This window comes from Nocardia sp. CDC159, assembly GCF_023740735.1.
GTDB classification, from domain to species: domain Bacteria; phylum Actinomycetota; class Actinomycetes; order Mycobacteriales; family Mycobacteriaceae; genus Nocardia; species Nocardia pulmonis.
The window spans coordinates 133,632-150,022 of record NZ_JAMRXH010000003.1; the positions used below are offsets into that span (position 1 = coordinate 133,632).

Here is a 16,391-nt window from a genome sequence, read left to right on the forward strand (position 1 = left end):
CCGCTGGGGAAACAAGACGGACCGCTGGGGAAACAGGGTGGACCGCAGCGGCCGGCCCGTCCCTGTTGCCCGGCGTAGCGCCGGGCAACAGGGGGTGGGTCAGACCTTCGTGATCGACGCTCGAACGCCGCCGACCAGGTCGGCCGGGTTCGCGGTGGCCTCGCCGAAGGTGAGGGTCGTGGCGAGGACCTCGCCCGCGATCAGGTCGCGGTGGGTTCGGGCCCAGGCGAGCTTGTCGGCGGGGACCTCCAGGACGAGCGAGATCCGGTCGGAGACGTCCAGGCCCAGGGACTTGCGGGTTTCCTGGAGGTCGCGGATGAGGTCGCGGGCCCAGCCCTCGGCCTCGAGATCCTCGGTGACCTCCGAATTCAGCACGACCAGGCCCGCGTTGCCGGGCAGGGCCGCGGTGGATTCGGGTTCGGCGGCCACCAGGCGCTGGGTGTACTCCTCCGGCAGCAGGTCGATCCCTGCGGCGGAGACCACGCCCTCGGGGCTCTCGGTCCACTCCCCGGCCTTGACCGCCTTGATCACCGTCTGGACGTCCTTGCCCAGGCGCGGGCCCGCGGCGCGGGCGTTCACGACCAGCTCGAAGCGGCCGTGCGCGGCGACGTCGGTGGTCAGATCGACCTTCTTGACGTTGATCTCGTCGGCGACCAGATCCACGAAGGGGGCCAGCCGGTCGGCGTCGGGGGCGGCGATGGTCACCTCCGACAGCGGCAGGCGCACCCGCAGGTTCTGGGCCTTGCGCAGGCTCAAGGCCGTCGAGCAGACCGCGCGCACCTCGTCCATCGCCGACACCAGCTCCGGATCCTTCGGCAGTTCGTTCGCGGCGGGCCAGTCGGTCAGATGCACCGAGCGGCCGCCGGTCAGACCGCGCCAGATCACCTCGGTGATCAGCGGCAGCAGCGGTGCGGCCAGGCGGGTGGTCACCTCGAGCACCGTGTGCAGGGTGTCGATGGCGTCGCGGTCCTCGTCCCAGAAGCGCGAACGCGACCGGCGTACATACCAATTGGTGAGCGCGTCGGCGAAGGTGCGCAGCTGCTCACAGGCGGCGTTGATGTCGTAGACCTCGAGTGCCTCGGTCATCGCGTCGCGCGTGGCCGCCAGCTTCGCCAGGATGTAGCGATCCAGCACATGCTGCGAATCCGTCCGCCACTCGCCGGGTTTCGACGCGTACAGCTGCAGGAACGTCCACGCGTTCCACAGTGGCCGCAGCGCATGGCCGACGCCCTCACGGATGCCGCGCTCGGTGACGATGAGGTTGCCGCCGCGCAGGATCGGCGAGGCCATCAGGAACCAACGCATGGCATCGGAGCCGTCGCGGTCGAAGACCTCGTTCACGTCCGGATAGTTGCGCTTGGACTTCGACATCTTCTGCCCGTCGTCGCCGAGCACGATGCCGTGCGCGACCACGGATTTGAACGCGGGCCGATCGAACAGCGCGGTCGAGAGCACATGCAGGTTGTAGAACCAGCCGCGCGTCTGCCCGTTGAACTCGACGATGAAATCGCCTGGGCTGTGCGCGGCAACGTCCTGCGTGCCCTCGAACCACTCCTTGTTCTCGAACGGGTAATGCACCTGCGCATAGGGCATCGACCCGGACTCGAACCAGCAGTCCAGCACCTCCGGCACCCGCCGCATCATCGACTTGCCGGTCGGATCATCGGGATTGGGCCGCACCAACTCGTCGATCCCCGGGCGGTGCAGATCGCTCGGCCGCACGCCGAAATCGCGCTCCAACTGATCCAGCGAACCGTACACATCGACGCGCGGGTACTCCGGATTGTCCGACACCCACACCGGGATCGGCGCACCCCAGTAGCGATTACGGCTGATGTTCCAGTCGCGCGCGTTCTCGAGCCACTTCCCGAACTGTCCGTCGCGGATGTGCTCGGGCACCCAGGTGATCTGCTTGTTCAGCTCCACCATCCGGTCGCGGAACTTGGTCACCGCGACGAACCACGACGGCACGGCCATGTAGATCAGCGGCTGGCCCGAACGCCAGCTGTGCGGATAGGAGTGCTCGATGGTCTCGTGCCGCAGCAGCTTCCCGGCCGCCTTGAGGTCCTTGATGATCACCGGGTTGGCATCGAAGACCATCAGGCCCTCGTACGGCGGCACCATCGAGGTGAACTTGCCGCCCGGATCCAGCGGCTGCACGATCTCGATACCGTTGGCCGCGGCGACGTCCATGTCCTCCTCACCGAACGCCGGTGCGAGGTGCACGACGCCGGTGCCGGAGTCGGTGGTCACGTAGTCGGCCTCGAGCACGCGGTGCGAGTTCGGGTGGCCGAGGAAGAAGTCGAACGGCGGGCGGTAGCTCAGCCCGACCAGCGCCGCACCCACATGCTCCGACAGGATCTGCGGCTCGTCACCCAGTTCGCGGGCGTAATGCGAGACGCGTTCGGCGGCCAGCAGGTAGCGCTTGCCGTCCTTGCCCCGCACGTGCACATAGGTGATGTCCGGATGCACGGCGATGGCCAGATTGGACGGCAGGGTCCAGGGCGTGGTGGTCCAGATCAGCGCGTTCGCGCCGTCGAGCTCGCGCAGCGGATGATCCTCGGGCACTCCGAGCACCATGTCCACGGTGACCGCCGGGTCCTGACGCATCCGATAGGCGTCGTCCAGGCGCGCCTCCTGGTTGGACAGCGGCGTCTGCTCGTACCAGCTGTAGGGCAGCACCCGGAAGCCCTGATAGATCAGCCCCTTGTCGTACAGCGACTTGAAGGCCCACATCACCGATTCCATGAAGCTGGGATCGAGGGTCTTGTAGTCGTTGTCGAAGTCCACCCAGCGGGCCTGACGGGTCACATACGCGCGCCACTCATTGGTGTAGCGCAACACCGACGATTTGCACTTGGCATTGAATTCCGCCAGGCCCATCGCGTCGATCTGTGATTTGTCCGTGATACCGAGCTGCTTCTCCGCTTCGATTTCCGCGGGCAGGCCGTGGGTGTCCCAGCCGAATCGGCGCTCGACCTTCTTACCGCGCATCGTCTGGAAACGCGGGATCAAATCCTTGACGTATCCGGTGAGCAGGTGTCCGTAATGGGGCAATCCATTGGCGAAGGGGGGACCGTCGTAGAAGACGAACTCCTCGGCGCCGGAACGGTTCTCGATGCTGGCCCGGAAGGTGTCGTCGGCGGCCCAGTAGTCCAGGACACGCCGCTCCAGCTCCGGAAACGACACCTGGCCGCCGGTACCCAGATCCACGCGTGGGTAGGCGGGAGCGACGCGATGGGACTCGCGAGCCTGCGTAACCATGGAGGGAGCCGCGGACGCCTCAGTGGGCACAGAGTTGCGGGTGGCTGCTTCGTCCGCCATGTCGGGCAGTGGTCTCCTCGTGCCAGTGCGCCTGCGGCGCATCCCGGTGGGCACGGGGACGACCTCGGCGCCGGTGCGCCGAAACCGCGGTACCACCCCGCTTGTCCGAATGCGGACCTCTCGTTCGTGAGCTGTGACGGGCTCACCCGTTCGGTTCTACTGAGCGTCGGGGCCGACGCCGTTCTTCCGAAGGCTCCCCGGTGATGGCCGGATCGATGCCGTTGCTTCGTGTTTGATTGTAGCCGTGCCGGGCAAACCTATTCTCGGCCCCGGCGTTCGCCGGGGAAATGAGAGGAATCGCCTGGATAACGAGTGGCTTTACCCGGGTACCGAGTGGCTTCACCCGGGTACCGAGTGGCTTCGTCCGGGTAACCAGTTGCTTCGTCCGGGTACCGAGTGGCTTCGTCCGGGTACGGAGTAGCTTCATCCGGGTATCGGGCCGAAGCGCCTGGGTATCGGGATGAATCAGCCGGGTACCGAGCGGAATCGCCCGAGTGCCGAGGAGCCGTGTCGCCCGAGTGTCGAGGAGCCGAATCGCCCGGATATCCCCGCCGCGCGGGCGGCGCCGCGCGTTTGGCGTGACGAGCGGGACGGGACTGCGTATCGTCCTCGGCGTCGCGCATCGACAGCGCGCTCACCAGCAGCAGCACCGCACCGATGACGCACACGACAATGCACCCCCAGGCCCACATCACCGATCCGGTGGTCAACGCGGTCACCAGGAGGGCGAAGCCGATCGCGGCCAGGACGAGCGTCAGGACGAGCATGGTCACCCCCTAGACGGGCCAGGTGGCTCGACGGACTTCCGACCACACATCCGCGCTGCCGCACGAGATCGCGTGGCGGGCGCGCCGATATTCGAGAGTACGTGCCTACGAGACTACTTGCCGCCCTTGGCGAAGGAGGCCGGGGCGTGGTTGTGGCCCGCACCAGCGCCCTCGAACGCGTCGCCACCGTCGACCGGCACGGCCGAACCGCGGTTTTCCAGCTCCTCGAGCTGCGACTCCAGGTAGGACTTGAGCCGCACCCGGTACTCGCGCTCGAAGGTCTTCAGCTGCTCGATCCGGCTCTCCAGCACGCTGCGCTGCTGGGTGATGGTCGCCATGATCTCGGTGTGCTTACGCTCGGCGTCGGCCTGCAGGGCGTCGGCCTTCTCCTTGGCCTGACGCAGCTGGCTGTCGGACCGGGACTGCGCATCCGACAGCATGGCCTCGGCCTTCTGCCGGGCCTCGGCGATCATGCCCTCGGAACGGGTGCGGGCGTCGCTGACCAGACGCTCGGAGTTGGCGCGCGCGTTGGCGAGCAGCTGCTCGGCCTCGGTCTTGGCATCGCTGGTGAGCCGGTCGGCCATCTCCTGGGCCAGGCTGAGCACCTTGGCGGCCTGTAGGTTCGCGTCCGCTCCGGCCGGATCCTTGGGCGCGGGCGGGGCGGCGGGCATCGGGGCGGGCGGCGCCACGGGCTGCGGCTTGGGCGGTTCGGGCTGCGGTGGAGCCGGTTTCACCGCCTGCGGGGCCGGGCGCGCCTTCTTCGCATCGGCCAGTTCGGCGTCGAGCTCGGCAACCCGCTGGCGCAGATCGGCATTCTCCTCGATGAGGCGTGAGAGTTCCTGCTCGACCAGGTCGAGGAAGGCGTCGACTTCATCCTCGTTGTAGCCGCGCTTCCCGATCGGCGGTTTGCTGAACGCGACGTTGTGCACATCGGCTGGGGTCAGCGGCATGGAAGGATCCCTTCACGCTTCGTACGGAGATCTAGCACTAGATCTAGCAAGCTATTCTTCACGGCCCATTCTGTCACACCGGGCCTACCGGCTGCCCGAGCCTGCTCGTGATCGTCATCAAGATGAAGACGATGAAAAGCAGCACCATAATCGACAGATCGAGGCGAATTCCACCCAAGTTCACGGGAGGTATCAATCGCCTCAGGAGTTTCACCGGAGGGTCGGTGATCGTGAAGATCACCTCGAGGATCACGACGACGACGCCCCGCGGATGCCAGTCGCGGGCGAAGCTCCGGATGAACTCGACGATGACTCGGCTGATCAGCAACAGCCAGAAGAGGAATAGGAGCACATACAGCACCTTGAACAAGGCCACGGGTCCACTCTGCCTCAGATTCGGTGTCCTGCAAACTCCCCGCGCCGTCTCGCACGGCATGACTCCCCCCGCTCACGGCGTGTCGACCGGTCGGACGACCAGACACGCGACCCCCGGTGAAACGTCCTATTTCTGGTTGTAGAAACCGTTTTCGGCAATGCGCCGACGTTCCTCCGCCGATACGTCGACATCCGCCGGTGAGAGCAGGAACACCTTGGTCGCGACCTTGTCGAACGAGCCGCGCAGCGCGAACGCCAGGCCCGCGGCGAAGTCGACCAGCCGACGCGCGTCGGCATTGCTCATCTCCACCAGATCCATGATCACCGGGGTGCCGTCGCGGAAGCGCTCGCCGATGATGGCGGCCTCGGCATAGGTGCGCGGACGCAGCGTCGTGATCTTGGACAAGGGCCCTCCGTCCTCGAAGACCGGCGCGCGCCGCGGCGCCGGCTCGAAGCGGGCCCGCTCCTCCACCCGCCGTTCTTCCAATCTGCGCTCGACCTCGGGGTCCATCGCCAGTGCGCCATGCGTGGTGCCGCGGACCATCGGGGGCGTGCCCAGCCCGCGCGAGCGGCCCGAGGGGGCCGATTCGATGCGGGTGGGGCGGCGCGGGGGCTCGTAGCGGTCGTCGACGTAGGCCTCGTCGCCGTAGTCCTCGCGCCGGGCGACGGTGTAACCGGGCTGATAGGGCGCCTTGTAGGTGGGCTCGGGATAGCCGGGCTCGTCGTCGTAGCGATCGTCGGCGAAACGGGACCGACCGGTGGGCTCGTAACGCGGCTCGGCGTAGTCCCGAGGCCGGTGCGAACGATCCTCCACACCCCGCGGTCCGCGATCGTCGACGTAGTCGTCTTCGTATTCCTCGAGCGGAACCATGCCGAAGTACGCCTTGAACCTGTGCAGCGTGCTCATCCTGGTCGACCTTCCTACGGCACCCGGCTGGCCTGGGGTGTTGAAGTCCTGCTCAGTCCTCGTCCGCCACAAGCATATGTTTCGAATGTGACTGATGAGGTTTGTTTGCTATCCCGAGGTTATCGGTCGAGCGCCCATCAAGGCAGTACCGACACGCACGCAGGTGGAACCGTGTCGAATTGCCGCCTCCAAATCTCCCGACATACCGGCCGAAAGCTCCCTCGCCTGCGGATGATCGGCCAGCAGCCGGGCGTGCAGCTGGGCCAGGCGCGCGAATTCGGGCTCCGGATCGACGTCCAGCGGCGGGATAGCCATCAGGCCTGCCAGCTGCAGATTCTCCGAGGCGGCGACCCGTTCGGCGAGGCCCGGCAGATCGGCCGGGGCGACACCGCCGCGGCCGGGGTCGCGATCCAGGCTGACCTGCAACAAGATTCGCAACGGCGTGTCGCGCTCTCCGGCCGCGCGCGCCGCGCCGACTCCGGCGTCGAGGGCGGTTGCCAAACGTTCACTATCGACCGAATGGACGGTATGCGCCCACCGGGCGACCGACTTGGCCTTGTTGCGTTGCAACCGCCCGATCATGTGCCAGCGTATGTGGGACAGGTGTCCCAAAGTGGCCACCTTCCCCGCGGCCTCCTGATCACGCGATTCGCCGAATTCCCGGCGGCCCAATTCATAGAGAATCTGGATATCCGACGCGGGAAAAAATTTCGTGACCGGAAGCAACCGTACGTCGGCGGGATCGCGTCCGGCGGCCCGGCAGGCGGCCTCGATCCGGGACAACAGACCGGTCAGCGCGCTGGACAGTTCCGCGGTGCGAGTGGATACCGCGGCGGCGGTGCCGGATTCGGCGGTCATAGAAGATCTCCCTGAAATGCGAAACTCATCACGAATGCACCTGAATGCGCCGATTCGGCGAATTGCCCGCGCTTAACCGGAACCTCGACGGCGGACAAGCCCGAGGAATTCGTGGCGCTCACTCGGCCGATCCCGCGGTGTCCATCCAGATCACCCCGGCGAGCCGGCCGGTCGGCGCGCCCCGCCGATGGCTGAACAACGTCTCGTCCTCGATCGTGCAGCGCGGATCCACGGCCACCGCACCCACCCCGGCCTCCTCGAGCTGACGCGCGATCCCGGCCCGCAGATCCAGCCCGGGCGTGCCCTTGGCGGTGGTGGTCGCGCTGCCCGGCAGGTGCTCCTCCACATCCGCGCGCATGGCCGCGGGCACCTCGTACCGCCGTCCGCTCGCGGCCGGTCCCAGGAAGGCGCCGATGCGCTCGGGCCGCGCGCCGACGGAGACCATCGCCTCCAGCACCCGCGGCACGATGCCGATGCGCGCGCCCACCCGCCCGGCGTGCACGGCCGCGATCACGCCCGCCTCGTCGTCGGAGAGCAGGATCGGCACACAGTCCGCGGTCAGCACCACCAGCGCCAGATCCGGCACGGTGGTGACGAGCGCGTCGGTCACCGGAACCGGTTCCGCGCGCGGCCCGTCCACGACGGCCACATTGCGACTGTGCACCTGCTCCATCCACACCAGCCGCTCCGGCGCCAGCCCGATCCCCTCGGCCAGCCGTACCCTGTTGCGCCGCACGGCCTCCGGATCGTCCCCGACGTGATCGCCGAGATTGAACGAGTCGTAGGGCGGCTTGGAGAACCCACCCGCCCGCGTCGTCGTGACCCGCCGCACCCGAACCGAAGTAGTCGTCATGACCCCGAGATTAGTAGCCACCATGGGGCGACCCACCGCCCTCGCCGCGCGACCGGTCCCGACCACTGCCCACGCACCCTTTCCGGCCCCTCGGACGGCCCGCAGGCGGTCATACCCCGCGCGGGTGATCGGAAACCGGCGGGCCGGATTCCGGGCGGCGAGAAAAGGTGTGAGGGTTCGGGAAACGCCAAAGCCCCCGCCTCGCCGAGGGCGGGGCGGGGGCCGAGGGGGTCGGTCAGCGGCGCATGAAGGACGGGACGTCGACGTCGTCGTCGGAGTCCTCGTCGGGGGGCTGGATGTGGGAGCGGCTGTTGCCCGCGACCGTCGGGTCGGGGGAGGTGCGCGGGTGGCCGTAGTTGGGAGCCGGGCCGCGCTCGATCGAGCTCGACGGGGTGCTGGAGGGGGCCGGGTCGGCGGTGCGGGGCTCGGCGGTCGGAGTGGTCGCGCCCCGGCTCAGTTCGCCCGCGCGGGCGGTGATGGTGTGTGGGCGGGCCGTGGTCTCGATGCGGCGGGCGGGGGTGCCGCCGTCGAATCCGGCCGCGATCACCGTGACCCGCACCTCGTCACCGAGCGAATCGTCGATGACCGTGCCGAAGATGATGTTGGCCTCGATGTGCGCGGCCTCCTGCACCAGCGAGGCGGCCTCGTTGATCTCGAACAGGCCCAGGTCCGAACCGCCCGCGATGGACAGCAGCACCCCGTGCGCGCCGTCCATGGACGCCTCGAGCAGCGGCGAGTTGATCGCCGCCTCGGCGGCCTTCACCGAACGGCCCTCGCCGCGCGCCGAGCCGATGCCCATGAGCGCGGAGCCCGCACCGGACATGACGCTCTTGACGTCGGCGAAGTCGACGTTGATCAGACCGGGGGTGGTGATCAGGTCGGTGATGCCCTGGACACCGTTGAGCAGCACCTCGTCCGCGGACCGGAAGGCGTCCATCAGGCTCACCGCCGCGTCGCCGAGCTGCAGCAGCCGGTCGTTGGGGATCACGATGAGGGTGTCGCAGGATTCGCGCAGCGCCTGGATGCCCGCCTCGGCCTGGTTGGAGCGCCGCTTGCCCTCGAAGGAGAACGGCCGGGTCACCACGCCGATGGTCAGCGCGCCCAGCTTGCGGGCGATGCTGGCGACCACGGGCGCGCCACCGGTGCCGGTGCCGCCGCCCTCACCGGCGGTCACGAAGACCATGTCGGCGCCCTTGAGCACCTCCTCGATCTCGTCCTTGTGGTCCTCGGCGGCCTTGCGACCCACCTCGGGGTCGGCACCGGCGCCGAGGCCGCGGGTGAGCTCACGGCCGACGTCGAGCTTGACGTCCGCGTCACTCATCAGCAGCGCCTGCGCGTCGGTATTGACCGCGATGAACTCGACTCCCTTGAGTCCCTGTTCGATCATCCGGTTGACGGCGTTCACGCCGCCGCCGCCGATACCGACGACCTTGATCACTGCAAGGTAGTTGTGCGGGGGCGTCATGGGCTCTCGCCTTCCTTCGATCCAAGCCTGTCGTTTTCGGATTCTCGGCAGAGCGCCTGGCAGGGGTGGGGCAAATCCGGGCTTTCGCCCGGACAAACCCTAAACCTCAACCATAGGGTTAGCGTTATGTCAAGTATCCGACTGTTGCGGAACGCTATTCGCACCGGCCGCAATAGGCGCGCAGGCGCGCCGAAACGAGGGACAGAATCTTGGTGTGATCCGTCTCGTCCGAGCCCGCCCCGCATCGTATCGCGAACGGCCGTCCCCGGTGCGGGGAATCGCTCCTCGTACCCGCCGTCGATTCGGTGAGCACCGAAAACTCCGTGGGCACAACATGTGTCACTTACTTTACCGTCACCAGATCGGGACTCGAAACGTCGAATACCGTTCCGGGGCGCGACAGCACCGGTAGCACCACCGCCGCCTTGCGTTCGGAGTCGCCCGGACCGCCCCACAGCACGGTCCGCCCGTCGGTCAGATTCAGCGCGATATCCGAAACAGACCGCGCCACAACCTCTCCCACCTGGGCTCGCAGGCCCGGCGGCGCGGCGTCCAGCACCGCCACGGCGGCGCGGGTAACCGGATCGCTACCGCCCGGATGTTCGGTGGTGAGTTTCGGCACGCCGGGTGGCGGTGGCTCGATGGCGAATTCCGTGCTATCGCCGTCGAGCAGGTGTGTGCCCTCGGGTCCGTCGAAGAACAGCACCGGCATCCGCTCGTCGACGGTCACCCGCACCGTCGCCGGGAACACCCGCTGCACCCGCGCCGAGCGCATCTTCGGCAGCGCCGCCACCCGCCGCGCCACCGCATCGGTATCGATACGCAGCATCGAGATGCCCTCCGGAATCCGCAGCACCTCGCGCACCTGCTCCTCCGGCACCGACTTCAGCCCTCGGATCTCGACCGTGCGCACCGACAGCGCGGGGGTGAACCACGCCACGCCCGCCAGCACCCCCAGCATCGCCACAACGGCCAACGACCACAGCGCGATTCGCCGCCGCGACAGCTCCGGAAGCGACCGCCCGGCACGCCGCAATCGCGCCCGGCGCAACCGCTCCCGCGCCCCACCGGGCACCGGATCGGAGGCATCGTCGAATTCGTCGATCTCGGCATCGATCGGCTCGTCGGCCCGAGACCCTTGTCCCGCACGACTTCTCATAGGTCCCCCACTTCCGTGGCGGTCGGTTTTCGATGGGGCGTCAAGGCGACGACTGATCGGGTGCCTGTCACCGCCCGACCGGCGGACGCACCCGCAGGCCGTCGAGGATCTGGCCGCCGAGCATCGTGACATCGCCCGCGCCCATGATGATCACCACATCCCCCGGCCGGGCCAGGCTCGCGACCTGGCGGCCGACCCGGGACATATCCGGTTGGTAGTGCACGGGTTTGGTGACCGACTGGGCCACCAGCGCGCCGTTGACACCCGGCAGCGGCTTCTCCCGAGCGCCGTAGACGTCGAGCACCACGACCTCGTCGGCCAGCGACAGCGAGGTGCCGAACTCCTGCGCGAAAGCGGCTGTGCGGCTGTACAGATGTGGCTGGAACACCACGATCACCCGCCCCTGACGCGAGCGCGCCCCGTCGGCCGCCTCCTGGCGGACCAGTTCGGCGGCGGCCCCGAGCACCGCGGCCACCTCGGTCGGATGGTGGGCGTAGTCGTCGAACACCCGCACGCCGTTCTCCCGCCCGACGAACTGGAACCGGCGATGTACCCCGCCGAAACCCTCCAGGCCCTGCAGGATCTCGTCCAGATCGGCCCCGGTGTCGCGCGCAGCCAGCAGCGCGCCCAGCGCGTTGAGCGCCATATGCCGGCCCGGCACCGACAGCCGCAGCGTACGCGGCGCGGGCTCGTCGCTCAGCTGCAGCGTGGCCACGCCGCCGACATCGCGCGGCTCCCAGGCCAGCAGCCGCACCCCGACCGGAACCGGCGCATCGGCCAGTTCGCCCGAGCCGTAGCCCAGGACGCGAATATTCAGTTCCCCGGTCGCGATTCGATCCGCCACCCGCTGCGCCAGCGCCAGCGAGCCCGGATCGTCCAGGCACACCACCAGCAGCCCACCCGGCACCAGCCGCGCGGCGAAATCGTCGAACACCCGCACATAGGCCTCCACGGAACCGTAGAAGTCCAGGTGATCGGATTCGATATTGGTGACGACCGCGACGTCCGGTTCGTATTGCAGCAGCGAGCCGTCGGATTCATCGGCCTCGGCGACGAAGAAGCCGCCGGTGCCGTGATGGGCGTTGGTGCCCGCCTCGTTCAGCTCACCGCCCACCGCGAACGACGGATCGAAGCCGCAGTGCTGCAGCGAGACCACCAGCATCGAGGTGGTCGAGGTCTTGCCGTGCGTGCCCGAGACCAGCAGCGTGCGATGGCCGCGCATGAGCTCGGCCAGCACCGCCGGGCGCAGCAGCACCGGCACCCCGCGCCGGTTGGCCTCCACCAATTCGGGATTGGTCTTGGGAATGGCGGCATAGGTGGTCACCACGGCGGTCGGCCCGCCGGGCAGGAGATCCAACGCGGAGGCGTCGTGCCCGATGCGCACCTCGGCCCCGCGCGCCCGCAGCGCCAGCACCCCGCGGCTCTCCTTGGCATCGGAACCGGAGACCGCGCCGCCGCGGGAGAGCAGGATGCGGGCGATACCCGACATCCCGGCCCCGCCGATGCCGATCATGTGCACCCGCCGCAGCAGCGGCGGCAGCTCGGACGATCCCAGAGCCTCGTTCGTCCCGGTCATCGACCCGCCACCTCCACCACGATCCGCGCCACCTCGTCGGCGGCATCCCGATGCCCCGCACCCGCCGCCGCCACCGCCATGGACGACAAGCGCGCTGGGTCGGTGAGCAGCGGAATCACCTCGTCGATCACATACTTCGGAGTCAACTCCGCATCCGGCACGATTCTGCCACCGCCCTTGGCCACGATCGGGCGGGCATTGAGCTCCTGCTCGCCGTTGCCGTGCGGCAGCGGCACGTAGAAGGCGGGCAGGCCGACCGCGGACACCTCGGCCACGGTCATCGCGCCCGAACGGCACACCGCGGCATCGGCGGCGGCATAGGCCAGATCCATGCGCGACAGATACGGCACCGCCACATACTTCGCCGGACCGTCCGGATCGACGCCGGAGATCTCGATGGTGTTCTTGGGCCCGTGCGCGTGCAGTACGGATATCCCGGCGGCGGTCAGCTGGGTCGCGGCCGCCGACACCGCCTCGTTGAGCCGCCGCGCACCCTGGGAGCCGCCGAATACCAGCAGCACCGGCCCGTCCGCGGGCAGGCCGAAGTGTTCGCGCGCCCGCGCCCGCAGCCCCGCCCGGTCCAGCGTCGAGATGGCCTCGCGCACCGGAATTCCCACGAGCTCGGCCTCGCCGCGCCCGCGCGCGTGCACGCCGGAGTCCGGCACCGCCGCCAGCACCCGCGCGGCCCGGCGCGCGCCGATCTTGTTCGCGATCCCGGCCTTGGCATTCGCCTCGTGCACCACCACGGGCACCCGGCGCCGCCGCCGCAGTCCGCCCCCCGCCGCGAGGTAGGCGGGCAGCGCGACATAACCGCCGAAGCCCACGATCACATCGGCCTCGACCGCATCGATGACCGCCCGCGCCTTCGCCACCGACGCCCGCACCCGACCGGGCAGGCGCAGCAGATCGCCGGAGAGCTTGCGGGGCAGCGGCACCGGCGGGATCAGCTCGAGCGGATAACCCCGCTCGGGAATCAGCGTGGTCTCCAGGCCGCGCTGGGTACCCAGTGCGGTGATCCGAATGGACGGATCGAGCCGGCGCAGCGCATCGGCGACCGCCATGGCCGGTTCGATGTGCCCGGCCGTGCCGCCACCCGCGACGATCACCGAAAGCGTCCGTCCCCCGGCCTGTTCCGTGCCTCCGGACCTGCCGCTTCCGCCGCTCGTCACCTCGAATTACCCCGTTCTCTCGCATGGTTGATCGGATACGTCGGCTCCCACGCCCGCGTGGTGCGCCACGACATCGTGCTGCGGCTCTCGCCGCGGCCGGGATCGCCGCGCCCGGCCGAACCGGCGCGCCGCCGCGCCGAATCCGAATCTATCGACCGTCGCGGCGGCGCGTCGGCGCCACCCCGCCGCCGCGCGGGCGGCAGTTCCCGCCGCGGGGGCGCGGCGCGCAGGCCGCCGCGGGCGCGCGCGGCCTGGGCCCGGCTCGGCGAGTAGACCTCCGGCTTGGGCAGCCGCAGCAATCGGCTGAACCGCCCGTCCTGGCCCGCGTGCAGCGCGGCGACCGCCTCCGGTTCGTGCCGCGCGGCGCTGGCGATGAGCCCGAACATGAACAGCGTGATGGCCAGCGACGAACCGCCCGCCGACACCAGCGGCAGCTGCAGCCCGGTCACCGGCAGCAACCCCACCACATAGCCCATGTTGATCAGCGCCTGTCCGGTGATCCACACCGTCGCGGTCGCGGACATCAGGCGCAGGAACGGATCCACCGAACGACTCGCGATGCGCAGCCCGGTATAGACGAACAGCGCGAAAAGCCCCAGCACCAGCGCGCATCCGAGGAAACCGAGCTCCTCGCCGATGATGGCGAAGATGAAGTCGTTGTGCGCGTTGGGCAGATAGCTCCACTTGGCCCGGCTCTGTCCGAGGCCGCGGCCCCAGATGCCGCCGTCGGCCAGGGAGAACAGCGCCTGGCGCGCCTGATAGCCGATGCCCTGCGGATCCTCGCTGGAATTCAGGAACGCGCGCATGCGGTCGGAGCGGTAGCCCGCGGTCATCGCCAGAATGACCGCGGCCACGACGCCGGAGACCCCGATCGTCACGAACAGCCGCACCGGCAGCCCGCCGAACCACAGCAGCGCCGCCAGCACCAGACCGACCGCGATCGTGGTGGACAGATTGGGCTCCAACACGATCAGCAGGCACACCAGCAGTCCGGCGGGCACCAGCGGCATGAGGATCTCCCTGTAGGAGGACCGCTCCGAACGCCGCGCCGCCAGCAGATGCGCGCCCCAGACGATCAGGGTGACCTTCACGATCTCCGACGGCTGCACCGACACGAATCCCAGATCGAACCACCGCCGCGAGCCCTGCACCCGGGAACCGATGCCCGGAATCAGCACCAGCGCCAACGCCAGCACCGAGGCCGCGAACACCGGGAACGACAGCCGCCGCAGCACGCGCAGCGGAATCCGCAGCGCCACATAGAACGCCACCACACCCAGCACCGCGAACGCCGCCTGCTGGATGAACAGCGAATATGCCGAGCCATCGGCCGAATACGCCTCGACGCTCGACGCCGAGAGCACCATCACCAGCCCCAGCATGGTGAGCAGGGTGGCGATGGTGACCACCAGGTGGAAGTCCGCGAACGGGCGCGCCAGCCAGGCACCGAACCAGGTACCGGAGGACTTGCGCGCTGTGCCCGATCCCGCCCTACTCCCACCCGCTGTTGTCACTGCGGGCTCCCGATATCTCCCTCGTCGAGCGCCTGCACCGCCGCGACGAAACTGCGTCCCCGGTGGGTGTAGTCGGCGAACATGTCCAGTGAGGCCGCCGACGGCGCCAGCAGCACCGTGTCACCGCGGCGGGCGTATCCGGCGGCGATGCGGACCGCGCGGGCCATCACCGCGTCCGCACTGTCGAATTCGGACGTGAATTCCGCACCCATCACAGCATCGTCACCCGAAGCGAGCTCGACCACGGGGACATCGGGCGCGTGTCGCGCCAACGCGGCCGCGAAAATCGGGGCGTCCTGGCCCAGCAGCACGGCGGCCACGAGCCGGTCGGCGACCTCCTCGACCAGATCGTCGATATGCGCGCCCTTGAGCTGACCGCCCGCGATCCAGACCACCTGTTGATGGGCCAGGATCGAGGTCCGGGTGGCGTGCGGGTTGGTGGCCTTGGAGTCGTCCACGAATTCGACACCGGCCAGTTCGCGCACGAACGCGGCGCGATGCGGGCCCACCTTGTGCTCCTGCAGGCCCTCCTTGACGAATTGCGGTGCCACGTCGATGGATCGGGTCAGCGCGGCCGCGGCGAGGGCATCGGCGACACCGGCCGGGCCGGGCGGGCTGATATCACCCACCTCGGCCAGGATGGCGGCCTTGGTGAAGGCACGATCGAGCAGTTTGCCGTCGACCACGCCGAGTTCGCCGTCGGCGGGCACACCGACCCGGAAGCCGACCGTGCGGCGCGCCTTGGACTTTCGCGCCAGCGCCGCCGCCACCGGATCGTCCAGGCCGACCACGCCGACCCGGCCGGTCAGCGCGCGCGCCTTGGCGGCGGCGTAGGCGTCCAGCCCGCCGTGCCAATCCAGGTGATCCTCGGCCACATTGAGCACCACACCGGCCTCCGGACGCACCGACGGCGCCCAGTGCAGCTGGAACGACGACAGCTCCACGGCCAGAATCTGCGGACCGGGATTACGCCGCAGCGCATCCAGAATCGGCAGTCCGATATTGCCGCAGGCCACGCTGGCGATGCCCGCCGCGCGCAGGATGGCGTGGGTCATCTGGGTGGTGGTGGTCTTGCCGTTGGTGCCGGTGATCACCAGCCACTTGCGCACCGGCCCGTACAGCCGCGCCTGATCCACCCACCAGGCGAATTCCACATCGCCCCAGACCGGAATGCCCTCGGTGACGGCCGAGACCAGCACCGGCGAATCCGGCCGCCAGCCCGGACTGGTGATGACCAGCGCGAAGCGGTCCAGTGCGCCGGGCTCGAGCAGTTCGTCACCGGCGGCGGTGGCCAGGCCCAGTTCGGCCGCCTCGGCCATCGCCTTCTCACCGGCGTCGGTGACCACCGGACGGGCGCCGATGTCGCGCAGTGGCTCCACCAGCGAGCGGCCCGACACCCCCCATCCCGCGACGAGAACGTCACGGCCACGCAAGAATTCGAGCATGGGCCCCGGAGATCGCAAGGCCCGCGGAT

General features: G+C 69.0%; 13 protein-coding genes and 1 pseudogene. 1 reads left to right on the forward strand and 13 read right to left on the reverse strand.

The window, feature by feature from the left end; genetic code table 11:
* Positions 1 to 99 precede the first annotated feature (99 nt).
* Together ileS and NDR87_RS37845 are read right to left on the reverse strand one after the other, a co-directional pair.
* Entirely contained in the window at positions 100 to 3,264 is a 3,165-nt protein-coding gene (ileS, locus tag NDR87_RS07555) for an isoleucine--tRNA ligase (protein WP_251910391.1), read from the reverse strand.
* Between the two features lie 560 nt (positions 3,265 to 3,824).
* Positions 3,825 to 4,034, reverse strand: a pseudogene (locus NDR87_RS37845) (hypothetical protein); the annotation flags it as partial.
* Between NDR87_RS37845 and NDR87_RS37210 the strand changes: the two are divergent.
* On the forward strand, positions 3,982 to 4,104 hold the full coding sequence (locus NDR87_RS37210) for a hypothetical protein (protein ID WP_286013354.1): 123 nt from the start codon (positions 3,982 to 3,984) through the stop codon (positions 4,102 to 4,104). The pseudogene NDR87_RS37845 and the gene NDR87_RS37210 overlap by 53 nt on opposite strands.
* 100 nt (positions 4,105 to 4,204) lie before the next feature.
* Here the strand turns inward: NDR87_RS37210 and NDR87_RS07560 are convergent, their stop codons facing one another.
* The 11 genes from NDR87_RS07560 to murD form a co-directional block, all read right to left on the reverse strand.
* A complete protein-coding gene (locus NDR87_RS07560; protein ID WP_251910393.1) occupies positions 4,205 to 5,041 on the reverse strand; it encodes a DivIVA domain-containing protein in 837 nt (278 codons plus the stop codon).
* Between the two features lie 73 nt (positions 5,042 to 5,114).
* A complete protein-coding gene (locus NDR87_RS07565; RefSeq protein ID WP_062505179.1) occupies positions 5,115 to 5,417 on the reverse strand; it encodes a YggT family protein in 303 nt (100 codons plus the stop codon).
* A gap of 126 nt (positions 5,418 to 5,543) precedes the next feature.
* Complete coding sequence (locus tag NDR87_RS07570) at positions 5,544 to 6,323, reverse strand: cell division protein SepF (RefSeq protein ID WP_251910395.1); 780 nt, start codon at positions 6,321 to 6,323, stop codon at positions 5,544 to 5,546.
* A gap of 108 nt (positions 6,324 to 6,431) precedes the next feature.
* The gene (locus NDR87_RS07575; protein ID WP_251910397.1) at positions 6,432 to 7,181 is read right to left on the reverse strand and encodes a YggS family pyridoxal phosphate-dependent enzyme; all 750 of its coding nucleotides are present in this window, start codon (positions 7,179 to 7,181) and stop codon (positions 6,432 to 6,434) included.
* Positions 7,182 to 7,299: 118 nt separating this feature from the next.
* A complete protein-coding gene (gene pgeF, locus NDR87_RS07580) occupies positions 7,300 to 8,034 on the reverse strand; it encodes a peptidoglycan editing factor PgeF (RefSeq protein ID WP_251910399.1) in 735 nt (244 codons plus the stop codon).
* Between the two features lie 235 nt (positions 8,035 to 8,269).
* On the reverse strand, positions 8,270 to 9,499 hold the full coding sequence (gene ftsZ, locus NDR87_RS07585) for a cell division protein FtsZ (RefSeq protein WP_251910401.1): 1,230 nt from the start codon (positions 9,497 to 9,499) through the stop codon (positions 8,270 to 8,272).
* A 343-nt stretch (positions 9,500 to 9,842) separates the two neighbouring features.
* Entirely contained in the window at positions 9,843 to 10,658 is an 816-nt protein-coding gene (locus tag NDR87_RS07590) for a cell division protein FtsQ/DivIB (RefSeq protein ID WP_251910402.1), read from the reverse strand.
* A 67-nt stretch (positions 10,659 to 10,725) separates the two neighbouring features.
* Entirely contained in the window at positions 10,726 to 12,234 is a 1,509-nt protein-coding gene (gene murC, locus NDR87_RS07595; protein ID WP_251910404.1) for a UDP-N-acetylmuramate--L-alanine ligase, read from the reverse strand.
* On the reverse strand, positions 12,231 to 13,295 hold the full coding sequence (murG, locus tag NDR87_RS07600; RefSeq protein WP_251910837.1) for an undecaprenyldiphospho-muramoylpentapeptide beta-N-acetylglucosaminyltransferase: 1,065 nt from the start codon (positions 13,293 to 13,295) through the stop codon (positions 12,231 to 12,233). The genes murC and murG overlap by 4 nt, the downstream gene beginning before the upstream one ends.
* Before the next feature lie 104 nt (positions 13,296 to 13,399).
* On the reverse strand, positions 13,400 to 14,917 hold the full coding sequence (ftsW, locus tag NDR87_RS07605) for a putative lipid II flippase FtsW (RefSeq protein ID WP_372494106.1): 1,518 nt from the start codon (positions 14,915 to 14,917) through the stop codon (positions 13,400 to 13,402).
* The gene (gene murD / locus NDR87_RS07610) at positions 14,914 to 16,362 is read right to left on the reverse strand and encodes a UDP-N-acetylmuramoyl-L-alanine--D-glutamate ligase (RefSeq protein WP_251910405.1); all 1,449 of its coding nucleotides are present in this window, start codon (positions 16,360 to 16,362) and stop codon (positions 14,914 to 14,916) included. Before murD ends, ftsW begins: the two co-directional genes overlap by 4 nt.
* Between the last annotated feature and the right edge of the window lie 29 nt (positions 16,363 to 16,391).

Coding starts and splice junctions, on each gene's coding strand:
- ileS (WP_251910391.1), bottom strand. CDS start 3,264: ATGGTTACGCAGGCTCGCGAGTCCCATCGCGTCGCTCCCGCCTACCCA.
- NDR87_RS37210 (WP_286013354.1), top strand. CDS start 3,982: ATGACGCACACGACAATGCACCCCCAGGCCCACATCACCGATCCGGTG.
- NDR87_RS07560 (WP_251910393.1), bottom strand. CDS start 5,041: ATGCCGCTGACCCCAGCCGATGTGCACAACGTCGCGTTCAGCAAACCG.
- NDR87_RS07570 (WP_251910395.1), bottom strand. CDS start 6,323: ATGAGCACGCTGCACAGGTTCAAGGCGTACTTCGGCATGGTTCCGCTC.
- NDR87_RS07575 (WP_251910397.1), bottom strand. CDS start 7,181: ATGACCGCCGAATCCGGCACCGCCGCCGCGGTATCCACTCGCACCGCG.
- pgeF (WP_251910399.1), bottom strand. CDS start 8,034: ATGACGACTACTTCGGTTCGGGTGCGGCGGGTCACGACGACGCGGGCG.
- ftsZ (WP_251910401.1), bottom strand. CDS start 9,499: ATGACGCCCCCGCACAACTACCTTGCAGTGATCAAGGTCGTCGGTATC.
- NDR87_RS07590 (WP_251910402.1), bottom strand. CDS start 10,658: ATGAGAAGTCGTGCGGGACAAGGGTCTCGGGCCGACGAGCCGATCGAT.
- murC (WP_251910404.1), bottom strand. CDS start 12,234: ATGACCGGGACGAACGAGGCTCTGGGATCGTCCGAGCTGCCGCCGCTG.
- murG (WP_251910837.1), bottom strand. CDS start 13,295: ATGGCGGTCGCCGATGCGCTGCGCCGGCTCGATCCGTCCATTCGGATC.
- murD (WP_251910405.1), bottom strand. CDS start 16,362: ATGCTCGAATTCTTGCGTGGCCGTGACGTTCTCGTCGCGGGATGGGGG.